At 46.0% G+C, this 13,815-nt stretch carries 14 protein-coding genes; 13 read left to right on the forward strand and 1 reads right to left on the reverse strand.

The window, feature by feature from the left end; all coding sequences use genetic code 11:
- The first annotated feature begins 6 nt into the window (after positions 1-6).
- The 7 genes from L865_RS0109970 to L865_RS0110000 all read left to right on the forward strand — a co-directional run bounded on the left by L865_RS0109970 (position 7) and on the right by L865_RS0110000 (position 6,092).
- Entirely contained in the window at positions 7-858 is an 852-nt protein-coding gene (locus L865_RS0109970; RefSeq protein ID WP_028773102.1) for a thymidylate synthase, read from the forward strand.
- A 314-nt stretch (positions 859-1,172) separates the two neighbouring features.
- On the forward strand, positions 1,173-2,354 hold the full coding sequence (gene nhaA, locus L865_RS0109975) for a Na+/H+ antiporter NhaA (protein WP_028773103.1): 1,182 nt from the start codon (positions 1,173-1,175) through the stop codon (positions 2,352-2,354).
- A 563-nt stretch (positions 2,355-2,917) separates the two neighbouring features.
- Positions 2,918-4,093, forward strand: coding sequence for a Na+/H+ antiporter NhaA (gene nhaA, locus L865_RS0109980; protein WP_028773104.1), 1,176 nt, complete (start codon positions 2,918-2,920; stop codon positions 4,091-4,093).
- A complete protein-coding gene (locus L865_RS0109985) occupies positions 4,090-4,473 on the forward strand; it encodes a hypothetical protein (protein ID WP_037470949.1) in 384 nt (127 codons plus the stop codon). Before nhaA (L865_RS0109980) ends, L865_RS0109985 begins: the two co-directional genes overlap by 4 nt.
- 11 nt (positions 4,474-4,484) lie before the next feature.
- Positions 4,485-5,393, forward strand: coding sequence for a transcriptional activator NhaR (nhaR, locus tag L865_RS0109990; protein ID WP_028773106.1), 909 nt, complete (start codon positions 4,485-4,487; stop codon positions 5,391-5,393).
- 65 nt (positions 5,394-5,458) lie between these two features.
- On the forward strand, positions 5,459-5,698 hold the full coding sequence (locus L865_RS0109995) for an FAD assembly factor SdhE (protein WP_028773107.1): 240 nt from the start codon (positions 5,459-5,461) through the stop codon (positions 5,696-5,698).
- 37 nt (positions 5,699-5,735) lie between these two features.
- The gene (locus tag L865_RS0110000) at positions 5,736-6,092 is read left to right on the forward strand and encodes a hypothetical protein (protein WP_157577521.1); all 357 of its coding nucleotides are present in this window, start codon (positions 5,736-5,738) and stop codon (positions 6,090-6,092) included.
- A gap of 48 nt (positions 6,093-6,140) precedes the next feature.
- Here L865_RS0110000 and nadB read toward each other — a convergent pair whose 3' ends face one another.
- On the reverse strand, positions 6,141-7,748 hold the full coding sequence (nadB, locus tag L865_RS0110005; RefSeq protein ID WP_028773109.1) for an L-aspartate oxidase: 1,608 nt from the start codon (positions 7,746-7,748) through the stop codon (positions 6,141-6,143).
- Between the two features lie 413 nt (positions 7,749-8,161).
- On the opposite strand from nadB, the gene rpoE reads away from it, so the two are divergent.
- The 6 genes from rpoE to lepB all read left to right on the forward strand — a co-directional run bounded on the left by rpoE (position 8,162) and on the right by lepB (position 13,814).
- Positions 8,162-8,740, forward strand: a complete 579-nt coding sequence (gene rpoE, locus L865_RS0110015; RefSeq protein ID WP_028773110.1) for an RNA polymerase sigma factor RpoE — start codon at positions 8,162-8,164, stop codon at positions 8,738-8,740.
- A 39-nt stretch (positions 8,741-8,779) separates the two neighbouring features.
- Complete coding sequence (locus L865_RS0110020) at positions 8,780-9,376, forward strand: sigma-E factor negative regulatory protein (RefSeq protein WP_028773111.1); 597 nt, start codon at positions 8,780-8,782, stop codon at positions 9,374-9,376.
- Positions 9,377-9,473: 97 nt separating this feature from the next.
- Positions 9,474-10,406 carry a MucB/RseB C-terminal domain-containing protein gene (locus L865_RS0110025; RefSeq protein WP_028773112.1) on the forward strand — a complete coding sequence of 311 codons (933 nt, stop codon included), beginning with the start codon at positions 9,474-9,476 and terminating at the stop codon, positions 10,404-10,406.
- A gap of 11 nt (positions 10,407-10,417) precedes the next feature.
- Positions 10,418-10,873 (forward strand): SoxR reducing system RseC family protein, encoded by a 456-nt coding sequence (locus L865_RS0110030; RefSeq protein WP_028773113.1) that lies wholly within the window; start codon positions 10,418-10,420, stop codon positions 10,871-10,873.
- Between the two features lie 104 nt (positions 10,874-10,977).
- A complete protein-coding gene (gene lepA, locus L865_RS0110035) occupies positions 10,978-12,768 on the forward strand; it encodes a translation elongation factor 4 (protein WP_028773114.1) in 1,791 nt (596 codons plus the stop codon).
- Positions 12,769-12,896: 128 nt separating this feature from the next.
- The gene (gene lepB, locus L865_RS0110040) at positions 12,897-13,814 is read left to right on the forward strand and encodes a signal peptidase I (protein WP_028773115.1); all 918 of its coding nucleotides are present in this window, start codon (positions 12,897-12,899) and stop codon (positions 13,812-13,814) included.
- Position 13,815: the final 1 nt, after the last annotated feature.

Below are 13,815 nucleotides of genomic sequence, written 5' to 3' on the forward strand. Positions count from 1 at the left end.
ATTGGCATGAAACAATATTTGGACCTGTGTAACCGGATTATCACAGAAGGGGTTTGGCAGGAAAATGAGCGCACCAAGAAACGCTGCTTAACTGTAATTAATGCCGACTTAGTCTATCGTGTCGATAACAATGAGTTTCCGTTAATCACTACTCGTAAAAGTTTTTGGAAAGGCGCTATCGCCGAGATGCTCGGGTATATCCGTGGTTACGATAATGCGGCTGATTTTCGCAAATTGGGCGCTAAGACCTGGGACGCCAATGCCAATGATAATGAATCATGGCTAAATAACCCCCACCGTAAAGGTGTGGATGATATGGGGCGAGTTTATGGTGTTCAGGGCCGTGCGTGGAGCAAACCAGATGGCGGCAGCATAGATCAACTACGTAAAATTGTAGATAACTTGTCGCGAGGAATTGATGATCGTGGCGAGATCTTAAGTTTTTATAATCCCGGTGAGTTTCATATGGGCTGTTTACGCCCATGTATGCATACCCATAACTTTTCCTTACTTGGTGATACTTTATATCTCAATAGTTTCCAGCGCTCCTGCGATGTCCCGCTAGGGCTTAATTTCAATCAGGTGCAAGTATTTACCTTGCTAGCACTAATTGCGCAGATCACTGGTCATAAGGCTGGTACGGCGTATCATAAAATCGTTAATGCGCATATCTATGAAGATCAACTTGAGTTAATGCGCGATGTGCAATTAACCCGAGAGCCTTTTGACTCGCCTAAGTTAGTCATAAATCCCGATATTAAATCACTTGAAGACTTAGAAACTTGGGTGACGATGGATGATTTTGAGGTGACAGGTTATCAACATCATGATGCGATTAAGTATCCATTCTCAGTTTAATTGCTCGCCTATCAATCTTTTGACCGACGCAGCGTAGCGGTATCACTGAGTCGCTAGTCACTATGGTCTAAGTCGCAACGGCCAAATTCAGCCTCGATCAAAGCTCATCTGCCGATGGGCTTTGATCTTGCTCACATTTTTTCATCTTGCTATCTATCTAAGCACTCAAATCATTCATCAGTAAGTCATTAACCAGATTGAATTTTACTTTGTTGGCTCGGTTTTATCGAGTTATATGGCTTGAATGTTCGATTTTTCGGAGTTTATCTATTGCTATAGACTGCGCGGCATTAATGTGAATTGGGAGTGTGACAATGGAAAAGGCGATTAGGAATTTTCTAAGCCAAGAATCAGCGGGTGGGATCCTGCTTATGGGGGCTGTAGTGTTGGCGATGATTGTGGCCAACTCACCCTTGTCTGGACTGTACTTAGGTTTCTTAGATACTGGAGTACAGGTCAGAGTCGGCGCGTTAGATATCGACAAGCCGATGATCTACTGGATTAATGATGGCTTAATGGCATTGTTCTTTATGCTGATTGGTCTTGAGGTGAAGCGTGAACTGCTTGAAGGCGCATTGTCTAGTCGCGCACAGGCATCATTGCCGACTTTTGCAGCGATTGGTGGCGTAATATTCCCTGCGGCCATCTATTTGATATTTAACTATGCCGATCCATTAGCACAGGTAGGGTGGGCGATTCCAGCAGCCACCGACATTGCTTTTGCTCTGGGTGTGATGGCATTACTTGGCAGCCGAGTACCGGTAGCGCTGAAAATATTCTTATTGGCCCTTGCTATCATCGATGATCTTGCCGTGGTGCTTATCATTGCCTTGTTCTACAGCAGTGACCTTTCAACCTTAAGCTTAGCAGTAGCCGCTGTTGCGATTGCAGGCCTTATCGGTTTGAACCGCAAAGGGGTAACCGCGTTAGGTCCTTATGGTGTGCTTGGATTAATTTTGTGGGTCGCAGTGCTTAAATCTGGTGTTCATGCCACACTAGCCGGCGTGATTATCGCGTTCTGTATTCCACTACGTGCAAAAGATGGCAGCTCGCCTTCTGAAAGCTTAGAGCATAGCCTGCACCCATGGAGCACATTTATTATTCTGCCAATATTTGCGTTTGCCAACGCTGGCGTTGACTTTAGCCCGATGAGCTTCAGTGACATCCTATCGCCAGTGCCTGTAGGGATTGCGCTAGGCTTGTTGATCGGTAAGCCGTTAGGGGTACTACTGTTTAGCTGGGCTGCCGTTAAACTTAAGCTTGCGGTATTGCCTGATGGCATTGGCTGGCGTCATATTGCACCTGTATCTATCATGTGTGGTATCGGCTTCACTATGTCGATGTTCATCTCATCGTTAGCCTTTGTAGGCGATGGCTTGATTTATGGTGACGTATCTCGATTGGGGATCTTAATGGGCTCAATTGCATCTGCGTTGATCGGTTACTTCTGGTTAGCTAAGTTGTTCCCAGTGCAAAAGTCACCTGCTGTAGGTTAACCATAGCGCAACGCCAGTTAACCGGAGTCAGTTGCAGTAAAAGCTGACGTATAAAGCTTCGATAATCTAGGTTATCGAAGCTTTTTTGTATCTATGCCAAACACCCAAGCCAAAATAGAAATGGTTGCGAAGCCAGAGCGTAATTGCGGCGCTCAAGTAAGTCGATTGCTTAGTGTTTTTATGCTGGATTGATTGAGACATCGCAGCGCGCAGTCGGTGAGTGTAATATCTGCTAGTTAGCGCGTTTTATCAGCATAATATGCTGATTGGTCGAAAATACTGAGTTGAGCACCAATCTTGTTTTGTGCAATTAATCAGCGATTTTTCGCAAAAAGTGCATAAGTTTGCACTGTGCTAGCCATGTCGTAGTGTGATCTTGCTCTCAATCCGTGATCTAATGCGTGATCTATTCAGATAGCGAAAATCTTTGTTGATAACTACCCAGCCTGAGTTTACACTCGATACATCGGTTTTTTCGATGTTTGGTGCTGAAGCTTTCGATTATTCAGTTTGAAAGCATTCCGCTACACTCAATCCATTGAGATTTTTCGGAGCGTAAAATAATGGAACGGGCTATTAGGAACTTTTTAAGCCAAGAGTCGGCTGGTGGCATCTTGCTAATGGCAGCTGTCATCTTAGCGATGCTGATGGCAAACTCGCCACTATCAGGCATGTACCAAGGATTTTTAGACACCGAGATGCAAATCCGTGTCGGTACCTTAGATATAGATAAAACCCTGATCCACTGGATCAATGATGGCTTAATGGCATTGTTCTTCATGCTCATTGGCCTTGAAGTGAAGCGTGAACTGCTAGAAGGCGCACTGTCGAGCCGTGCCCAAGCATCATTGCCTACGTTTGCGGCGATTGGTGGTATGGTTTTCCCTGCCGCAGTTTATCTAATTTTCAACTACTCAGACCCGATTGCTCAGGTAGGTTGGGCGATTCCTGCTGCCACTGATATTGCCTTCGCGCTCGGTATTATGGCGCTGTTAGGTAGCCGTGTACCTGTGGCATTAAAAGTCTTCTTGTTAGCATTGGCTATCATTGATGACTTAGGGGTTGTTGTCATTATTGCGCTGTTCTATAGCAGCGACTTGTCAACTATCAGTCTGATTGTCGCCGCCGTCGCGATTGCAGGACTTATTGGCTTAAATCGTAAAGGGGTAACCGCATTAGGCCCGTACGGTGTTGTCGGTTTGATTCTGTGGATTGCCGTGCTGAAATCCGGTGTACACGCCACGTTAGCGGGTGTGATTATCGCATTCTGTATTCCATTGCGTGCAAAAGATGGCAGTTCGCCATCGGAGAGTTTAGAGCATAGCTTACACCCATGGAGTACTTTCATTATCCTGCCTATCTTTGCGTTTGCTAACGCCGGGGTTGATTTAAGTCCAATGAGCTTTGGTGACTTATTATCGCCAGTGCCAGTGGGTATTGCATTGGGCTTGCTACTGGGTAAACCACTCGGGGTATTACTATTTAGCTGGATTGCAGTCAAAGCTAAGTTGGCCGTGTTACCTGAAGGGCTAGGTTGGCGACATGTTGCTCCGGTATCAGTGATGTGTGGTATTGGTTTTACTATGTCGATGTTTATCTCGTCTCTAGCATTCATTGGTGACGGTGACATGTATGGCGATGTAGCTAGATTGGGTATCTTAACCGGTTCAATTGCATCGGCACTGATTGGTTACTTCTGGTTAGCAAAAGTCTTCCCAGCTAAGGAAACTAAAGCATGAAGCTAGCCTTGGCAGTGTTAATGGTTGGCGCTGCCCTGAGTTCATCAGTGAATGCATCTCAGCTTACGGCATGTAACCAGAACCTAGATAGTGAGGTATGTCATCACTATCTAGAGGGGGTGGTTGATGGTGCGCTGATGTATAAGTCTGATGCAACAGGTGTACGTCTTCAAAGCGATAGTTATGAGTCACGGGCGCTAAAGTACCGTGGTGGTAAGCGCTTTGAAGAGGCCAACCGAACATACTGCCAAAGCCGAATCCCCGATCGTGAGGTTTTAGTGACGGGATTAGCTGAAGCGTTTGGGTCGGGGGCAGTAAAAACGGTCGACGACCTGAACAATGCCATGTACAGTCTAATGGACTGTCAACGTTTAAAGTAAATACAGGTAGCATGTCCCATCTGAACTATAACCATCTTTACTATTTTTGGATGGTCCATAAAAAAGGCTCGGTAGCAAAAGCTGCCGAGGCGTTATGTTTAACCCCACAAACGGTTACCGGTCAGATACGTGTGCTCGAGAATCGTCTTAAAGGCAGCCTTTTTAAGCGGGTTGGCCGCTCTTTAGAGCCAACCGATCTCGGTGAGATTGTGTTTCGTTACGCCGACAAGATGTTTAGTCTTAGCTACGAAATGCTTGATCTGCTCAACTACCAAAAAGATGAAAACATTCTGTTTGAAGTTGGGATTGCCGACGCCCTGTCTAAAGCGCTTGCTAGCCGAGTTCTACTTTCAGTTGTGCCCAGTGATGGCTCGATGCACTTAGCGTGTTTTGAAGCCACCCATGAAAGCTTGATTGAGCGGTTGCGCGAACACAAACTCGATATGATTTTGTCAGATTGCGCCGGTGAATCATTAAAGTATCCTGAGATCATGTCTAAGAAACTGGGTGAATGCGGCATTGCCTTTTTCTCTGCGGAAACTTATGACAAGCCATTTCCTGAATGTTTAGAGCAAGGCAAATTACTCATCCCAGGTAAGCGAACCTCATTGGGGCAGCAATTACATCACTGGTTTGATGAAAATGGCCTCAATATCAATATTCTCGGTGAATTTGATGACGCGGCAATGATGAAAGCCTTTGGCTATTTCAAGCAGGGCATATTTGTTGCACCGTCTGTGTATAAGCAAGATATTTTATCTCATGGCATGCATTTACTTGGTGAAACCACCGATGTCAAAGAGGTATACCATGTGATGTTTGCCGAGCGTATGATCCAACATCCCGCAGTTAAACGCTTGCTTGCCACTGATTTTGACGACCTATTTGCTGGTAAAGATGCGCAAGTACAGCGGCTATAAATGCCACTAAGTAACTGATACACTAGCAGCAACTGATTATATGGAGTCTTACTGTGTCAGAACCAATGAATATCGCTCGTGTTAAATGGGCCTGTCGTCGCGGTATGTTAGAGTTAGATGTGTTGTTTCAGCCCTTTGTTGAAACACAGTATGAAAGCTTAACCGATAGTGATAAAGCCACTTTTGTGCGCCTGCTTGAGTGTGAAGACCCGGAGTTATTTGCCTGGTTTATGGGGCATGAGCAATGCACTGATGCGGCTCTGGCTAAAATGATAGTTCAAGTCCGTGGTCGTCCAGCGCCATAACTTTAGCCTTAAATCTAGCTTCAGCCAACGGCTCTCGTTGGCTGTTCTCGCTGCAGTGAGTGGCTGTAGCTTCCTCGCTTGGCCTAGCCAAATCCCGCCTTTAATACTGGCACTTAAATACTTAAGCATCGCTTTGTGGATCGGCTTTTTTGGCTATCAGTTTCTGCGACTACATCAATGGCAGCTACGTTTTTGGCTTGATGAAGCGGGTCAGCTAACTTGGCATGGCGGTGGGCAATCCCTACCTGTGAAAAACCTAGTTGTTGGCAGTTATTTGTCTGCTTTCTACGTTGGTGCAAATTTGATTATTGTCTGGCGTGATATGTGTGATGATGGGCAATATCGTACTATGTGCCGCATATTATTAAAAAGCCGTCAATCTAGCGTGGGTTAAACGACGAGATTAACGGCTTAGCAGCGTGCTGAGCATCGCGGTGAACTGCTAGTCTGGAATGAGAATCGTCGGCGTCGGGTTGGCCAACCGCTGCGGATGATCAATATTGTAATGTAAGCCGCGGCTTTCTTTACGTTCCATGGCGCAGCGAATAATCAACTCGGCCACTTGTACCAAGTTACGCAACTCGAGTAAGTTGTTACTGACATGGAAGTTGCTGTAATACTCTTGGATCTCACCTTGCAGCAATTGGCAGCGTCTCAGTGCTCGCTCTAAGCGTTTATCAGAACGAACAATGCCAACGTAATCCCACATAAATAGACGTAGCTCATGCCAGTTGTGGGCAATGACGACCTCTTCATCTGAGTTAGAAACCTTACTTTCATCCCAAGCGGGCAGGTCGCCAGGAAAGGGGATTTTCTTCAGCTGGCTTTCAATATCTTCAGCAGCCGCTCTGGCAAACACTAAACACTCAAGTAGCGAGTTACTGGCTAAACGGTTTGCTCCGTGTAATCCGGTGTAGGCCACTTCCCCAATGGCATACAGGCCATTTAAGTCGGTTTGCCCATGGAGGTCGGTCATCACGCCGCCACAAGTATAGTGGGCTGCAGGAACCACCGGAATGGGGTTTTTGGTGATATCAATGCCCAAAGATAGACAACGCTTATAGATAGTTGGGAAATGCTTAATAACGAAATCTGCTGGCTTATGGGTAATATCTAAGTAAACGCAGTCTGCACCAAGACGTTTCATTTCAAAGTCGATAGCGCGGGCGACAATATCCCGTGGCGCCAGCTCGGCACGTTCGTCGAATTCTGGCATAAAGCGGCTGCCATCAGGGCGGCGCAAGTAGGCGCCTTCGCCACGCAAGGCTTCGGTAAGCAAAAAGTTACGAGCATCAGCGTGGTATAAGCATGTTGGGTGGAACTGATTAAATTCCATGTTAGCGATACGGCAGCCTGAACGCCATGCCATCGCAATACCATCGCCCGAAGCGATATCAGGGTTGGACGTATATTGATAAACTTTTGAGCAGCCCCCAGTTGCCAGCGCAACAAAGCGGGCCTTAATGGTTTCTACTTGTTCTTGATTGCGGTTCCATACATAAGCCCCAAGGACGCGATTGCCTGGGCGGTTTAGCTTACGGCTGGTGATAAGATCCACCGCATTGTAGCGCTCGAGCACTGTGATGTTGGGATGCAGCTTGGCTTGCTCTTCTAAGGTGACCTGCACTTCTTTACCGGTCGCATCTGCGGCATGCAGAATGCGGCGATGGCTATGGCCGCCTTCGCGAGTTAAATGATAGGGCGCGTTACTGGCATCGCCGTCTGTTTCTTCTTTATCAAATGCCACTCCACAGCGAATTAACCATTCCATGGCGCCACGGGCATTTTTTGCCGTGTAAGTCACCACTTCTTCATCGCATAGGTCTGCGCCAGCCACTAAAGTGTCTGAAACATGAGACTCGATGGTATCGCCTTCATCAAACACGGATGCAATGCCGCCTTGGGCATAGTAGGTCGACCCTTCGCTTAGGGGGCCTTTTGAGAGCAAAATAACTTTAGATTTCTCTGCCAAATGCAAAGCCAAAGTGAGACCTGCAGCTCCGCTGCCAATAACTAAAACATCAGATTGGTGTTCAACTACTTGTTTCATCGGGTATCATGGTATGTTGTGCAATGACTGGTAATGGTAAACCATGTCGCTATTATTGGGTACTAGCGACTTTGATCTTTCTCATGAGTATGGCGATTAACTGTCAGCTTTTTGATCCTAGTAATAATATTTGGCTTTTTATTAGCTAAACTATAGGCCATTAGCCTAACCGCAGCACTAATGTGTAAAAATTAACTAAATTTAATGTCAAACAATAGCTTAAGCTTTGATGTTAGATTGACCAATTGCAGTTTTGTCGCGCATTGGCAGGCAGTTCTCAACTGGCAACAGAAAAAATTTTGTTACTTTTGCAAATATTTCAGAACTTTTTCGACGTAGGCTAGTCTACATATGTGAATATGATTCGAGCGACTGAGAAATCAGCATTTTAGATTTAGGAGTAGTCGGCTCGGATGAGTGGACAAATTAGTGATCAACAGTTAGTTGAACGAGTACAGCAAGGGGACAAAAACGCTTTTAACCTATTGGTACAGAAGTACCAGCATAAGGTCATCAACCTCATCGCTCGATATGTAAAAAATCAAGCAGACGTGGCTAATGTGGCACAAGAAGCCTTTATTAAAGCTTATCGTGCATTACCTAATTTCAGAGGTGAAAGTGCGTTCTATACTTGGTTGTACCGAATCGCGGTAAACACCGCGAAGAATCATCTGGTTGCCCTAGGGCGACGCGCACCAGCGAATGATGTCGATGCCGAAGAGGCCGAATATTATGATGGTAGCGATGCGTTGAAAGAGTTTGCATCTCCTGAACGTATGATGCTGTCAGATGAAATTCAGAAAGTGGTTTTTGACACTTTAGACACATTGCCAGAAGAATTGAAAATGGCCATTTCATTGCGTGAACTTGATGGTATGAGTTACGAAGAAATTGCTAATGTCATGGATTGCCCAGTGGGCACTGTACGTTCACGAATATTTCGTGCCCGTGAAGCCATAGACAAGAAACTTCAGCCGCTGCTGGAAAGATAGAATTTTAGGTTTTAGACCCTTTAAACAGATAGGTGATAAATGGATAAGTTAGGTCAAGAGTGGGTATCTGCTGCCGTCGATGGTGAAACTGACGCGCAGACATTGGCAGAATTAGCCGCAGATACTGATTCACATGAACTGTGGCAGGATTACCATATGATTGGTGATGCGATGCGCGGTGAATTGCCTCAGCAGATCAATTTAGATTTGACCGCCAACATTGCCGCTGCCATTGAGCAAGAGCCTGCGATTGTCGCGCCGAAAGTGACTCAGCAACCGGCTAAGCCAGCAGCTAAATTGGCAAATGTCATTCCAATGTTTAAGCAGTTTGGTCAATACGCTATTGCTGCCAGTGTGGCCTTGGTTGCCGTTGTTGGCGTGCAAAACTATAACCAAACCCCAGAGATTGATGCATCACCATTGCCTGTATTAAACACTCGCCCATTAGTGGGTAGCGCAACACCTGTGAGTTTACAAACCGGACCCACGCAGCAAAACCGCGCAAACGAGCAAGTGCGTGAGCAGCGTCACCGCGTTAATACCTATATTCAAGACCATATGTTGCAACAGAGACTGAATAATGGCGCTAAACTGGAACAACCTAGCGATATGATCGCCATTCCCGTTAATCAGTAGTCTTCTGTTTGCCAATTCCGTTGTTGTATGAGACCATTTTTAGTGACTAAAAATGGTCTATTATTTTGTGCGATTGGCAATCCATTAAGGAGTTAGCTTGCGTCTTTTTCTATTGGTGTTGTTAACCATTACTTTTCCTACCTTGGCGCAGGAAGACATGACGCCTAAAGCTTGGCTAGAAAACATGAGCCAAGCACTACGTCAGCAAGAATTCAAAATTTCACTTATCCAACTACAAGCCGACCATATTCGGCCGCTGGTCTATATCCATGGGCATGTGGAAGATCAAGAGGTGGCCTTTTTAGAACATCTTAATGGTCCGCCAAAAAATGCGGTGAGAGTGGGTAATACCGTCACCTTTATCGAACATGATCAGCCCGCCTATAGCGTCAATGCTGATCGTATTCAAGGCATCGTACCGCCAGCCTTTGCCGGCGATATTAGCGCTTTGGAAAGCGGCTATCAGTTTGTACTGGGCGGTCGCAGCCGCCTAGCTGGGCGTCCAAGTCAGTCAATTCGTATTATCCCGAAAGATAACCTGCGTTATAGCTATCAGGTTTGGCTCGATATGGAAACTTATCTGCCGCTGCGCTATGACATGCTCAGTCAAGACAAGCAGCTACTAGAGCAAATTCTGGTGGTTGAGCTGTTGGTACTAGAAGACGCGCCAGAAATCCTGAAAGAAGCGTACAAGCAGGAGTGGCCGCCGGTGATCAAGCAATCTGATCGTATTGCTGCTGACAATTGGCAATTTAAATGGTTGCCTGTAGGCTTTGAAGTACTCGTAAAAGACAGCCATAGACTAATTGGTAGCCATGAAGCGGTGGAGTATATTTCACTGAGCGACGGCTTAACTCAAATATCGGTTTATGTGGCTCGTGCTGGCGAAACCGTTCTTCCTGAAGAAATTGTTGGCCGTAATGGTTTATCTTTATCGACCATTCGTAAGGGCAATGCCGAGATTGTTGCGGTGGGTAAAGCGCCGGCAGAGACATTAACGCGTATTGCTGAAAGCATCACCATCGAATAGGAGCTGCTCTTATGATGGAAGAAGTGGCCAAAGTCCTCTCCCAAGATGACACTGGCTGGGTAACCGTAGAAGTGAAAGTGAAGAACGCCTGTAATCATTGTGACAACAATGAGTCTTGTGGCACATCTGCGGTTGCCAAAGCTTTCTCTCCTAAAGTGCAGCAGTTCTCTGTTGAAGCGACTGAATCGTACAACCCCGGCGATCTGCTCAAGCTGGGCTTACCAGAAAGCGTGCTACTAAAAGCGGCTGCCTTAGTGTATTTACTGCCCTTGTTTGGTTTATTTGTGGGGGCGGCATTCGCGCATACGCTATTACCTTTATTGGCCGTAAGCCACAGTGATGTTGTGGTTATTCCTTTGGCGTTATTGTTCGCCTTTGCGGCATGGCGCTGGGCGAAGTCTCTTGCTGCACGCATGGAACAAGATGCCCAACCGATAATCTTGGCTAAACTAGGTCGTGGGATCTAATTTTTAGCCGACTTTAACCGATTCCAATTGGTATTGAGGTGCCGATCAGGTACAATTCGGCACTTTTAGATAATTTTCAACTTCGAGTTTAGTCATTTCGCATAATGAAGCATATTAGAAACTTTTCGATTATTGCCCATATTGACCACGGCAAATCAACTCTGTCTGACCGTCTGATCCAAGATTGCGGTGGCTTGTCTGACCGCGAGATGGCGGCTCAAGTACTTGATTCAATGGATCTTGAACGCGAGCGTGGTATTACCATTAAAGCGCAAAGCGTAACTTTGGACTACAAAGCCAAAGACGGTGAAACCTACCAGCTTAACTTCATTGATACCCCAGGCCATGTTGATTTCTCTTATGAAGTTTCTCGTTCGCTTGCAGCGTGTGAAGGTGCTTTATTGGTGGTTGATGCGGGTCAGGGCGTAGAAGCGCAAACCTTAGCTAACTGCTATACCGCACTTGAAATGGATTTAGACGTGGTACCGATTTTGAACAAAATCGATTTACCCCAAGCGGATCCTGAGCGTGTAGCAGAAGAGATTGAAGACATTGTTGGTATTGAAGCGGCTGACGCGGTGCGTTGTTCTGCAAAAACCGGCATCGGCATCAATGATGTACTTGAGACCATCGTTGCGCAAATTCCACCACCTGAAGGTGACCCAGACGCGCCACTGCAAGCTTTGATCATTGATTCATGGTTTGACAGCTATTTGGGCGTTGTGTCTTTGGTACGTATTAAAAATGGTGTGTTGAAAAAAGGCGACAAGTTTAAAGTGATGTCGACCGGTCAAACCCATAATGCTGACCGCGTAGGTATTTTTACACCTAAGCAAACTGACACTAATCAATTGAGTACCGGTGAAGTAGGCTTTGTGATCGCGGGTATTAAAGAGATCCACGGTGCGCCAGTGGGTGATACCTTAACCTTAGCCAAGCATGGTGCTGAGCAACCATTACCTGGTTTTAAAAAGGTTAAACCGCAGGTTTATGCCGGTGTGTTCCCAATCTCAACCGATGATTACGAAAACTTTCGTGATGCGCTAAACAAGCTGAGCTTGAATGATGCTTCGCTGTTCTTCGAGCCTGAGACGTCGTCGGCGCTCGGATTTGGTTTCCGTATTGGTTATCTTGGCTTACTCCACATGGAGATTATCCAAGAGCGTTTAGAGCGTGAATATAACCTTGACTTGATCACTACGGCACCGACGGTAGTTTATGAAGTTATCACCAGTAAAGGTGAAACGGTTTACGTTGATAACCCATCAGATCTGCCAGCAATCAACAACATCGAAGAGATGCGTGAACCGATTGTAGAGACCAATATCTTAGTACCTAAAGAGTACTTAGGTAACGTGATCACCTTGTGTGTAGAAAAACGTGGCGTGCAAACCAACATGGTTTATCACGGCAATCAAGTGGCGATTACCTACGACATGCCAATGGCAGAAGTAGTGATGGACTTCTTTGATAGACTGAAATCAACCAGTCGTGGTTATGCATCGCTTGAGTATAACTTTAAGCGTTTTGAAGCAGCCGACATGGTGCGTCTCGATGTATTGATTAATGGCGACCGAGTGGATGCTCTGGCGATGATTATTCACCGCAATAACATTCGTTATCAAGGTCTGGCGTTAGTGAATAAGATGAAAGAGCTTATCCCAAGACAGATGTTTGATATTGCAATTCAAGCCGCTGTGGGTAGCCAGATTATCGCCCGTTCTTCGGTTAAAGCACTGCGTAAAGATGTTACTGCTAAATGTTATGGTGGTGACGTGTCGCGTAAGAAGAAACTGTTGCAGAAGCAGAAGGAAGGTAAGAAACGCATGAAGCAAGTGGGTAATGTTGAAGTCCCACAAGAAGCGTTCTTAGCGGTACTGAAGCTCAATGAATAATGGTTTGGGTTAACATTTATTCATAATATGCGCCGCAGTTTGCGGCGCTTTCGTTAGTGCAGTATAAATGGACTTTGGTTCAAATTGTCGCTCACAAAGCCTTCAAAGAGGCAGGAGTTAATTAAACTATGGCAGCCTATTTCTCTCTTATTTTGGTACTGGTAACGCTAGGTAGCGGCCTGATTTGGATGGTCGATGCGTTAGTGTTTGCACCAAAGAGACAAGCCAAGTTAGCCGCAGCGCAAAGTGCGCAGGCTGATATCAGTGAAGAAAGCGCTGAAAAGATAACCCGAGAGCCAGCATTGGTAGAAACCTCTCGCTCTATCTTTCCTGTTATTGCGTTTGTGCTTATTTTGCGCTCGTTTATCTATGAGCCATTCCAGATCCCATCGGGCTCAATGATGCCAACCTTGTTGGTGGGAGATTTTATCTTGGTTGAGAAATTCAGCTATGGATTAAAAGATCCGGTTTGGCGCAGTCAATTAGTCGAAACTGGCAAGCCTGAGCGCGGCGATGTGGCAGTGTTTAAGTATCCTGAGAATCCTAAAATCGATTACATTAAGCGGGTTATCGGTTTACCAGGCGATCGCGTGGTGTACCGCAACAAGCAGGTTTATATCCAAGCCGCCTGTGAAGAAGGGGCCAGTGAATGCCCTGAGCCCCAGTTGGTAGCGCGCCAATCTGTTAATACCGGTGAGTTTAGCCAAAATAACGTGGCGTTGATGCGTTACACCGAGCAGTTAGGTGAAGTCAGCCATGATATTTTGATAAACCCAAGCCGCCCAGAGCCGGTAGGCTATTATTATCATAGAAACAATTTGCCATTAGGTGAATTCGTTGTCCCACCTGGTCAGTACTTTGTGATGGGTGATAACCGCGATAACAGTACCGATTCACGCTTTTGGGGTTTTGTACCAGAAGAGTTATTGGTGGGTAAAGCAGTTGCTATCTGGATTAGCTTTGAGTTTGAGCGTTCGCCAGCGGACTTTTTGCCGACTTGGATACCAACTGGTGTGCGTTTTAACCGTGTAGGCGGTATTGTTTAAT

The sequence above is a fragment of the Shewanella waksmanii ATCC BAA-643 genome (assembly GCF_000518805.1).
Lineage (GTDB): Bacteria > Pseudomonadota > Gammaproteobacteria > Enterobacterales > Shewanellaceae > Shewanella > Shewanella waksmanii.

Coding starts and splice junctions, on each gene's coding strand:
- lepB (WP_028773115.1), top strand. CDS start 12,897: ATGGCAGCCTATTTCTCTCTTATTTTGGTACTGGTAACGCTAGGTAGC.
- L865_RS0109970 (WP_028773102.1), top strand. CDS start 7: ATGAAACAATATTTGGACCTGTGTAACCGGATTATCACAGAAGGGGTT.
- lepA (WP_028773114.1), top strand. CDS start 10,978: ATGAAGCATATTAGAAACTTTTCGATTATTGCCCATATTGACCACGGC.
- L865_RS0110030 (WP_028773113.1), top strand. CDS start 10,418: ATGATGGAAGAAGTGGCCAAAGTCCTCTCCCAAGATGACACTGGCTGG.
- rpoE (WP_028773110.1), top strand. CDS start 8,162: ATGAGTGGACAAATTAGTGATCAACAGTTAGTTGAACGAGTACAGCAA.
- nadB (WP_028773109.1), bottom strand. CDS start 7,748: ATGAAACAAGTAGTTGAACACCAATCTGATGTTTTAGTTATTGGCAGC.
- L865_RS0110020 (WP_028773111.1), top strand. CDS start 8,780: ATGGATAAGTTAGGTCAAGAGTGGGTATCTGCTGCCGTCGATGGTGAA.
- L865_RS0109995 (WP_028773107.1), top strand. CDS start 5,459: ATGAATATCGCTCGTGTTAAATGGGCCTGTCGTCGCGGTATGTTAGAG.
- nhaR (WP_028773106.1), top strand. CDS start 4,485: ATGTCCCATCTGAACTATAACCATCTTTACTATTTTTGGATGGTCCAT.
- L865_RS0109985 (WP_037470949.1), top strand. CDS start 4,090: ATGAAGCTAGCCTTGGCAGTGTTAATGGTTGGCGCTGCCCTGAGTTCA.
- nhaA (WP_028773103.1), top strand. CDS start 1,173: ATGGAAAAGGCGATTAGGAATTTTCTAAGCCAAGAATCAGCGGGTGGG.
- nhaA (WP_028773104.1), top strand. CDS start 2,918: ATGGAACGGGCTATTAGGAACTTTTTAAGCCAAGAGTCGGCTGGTGGC.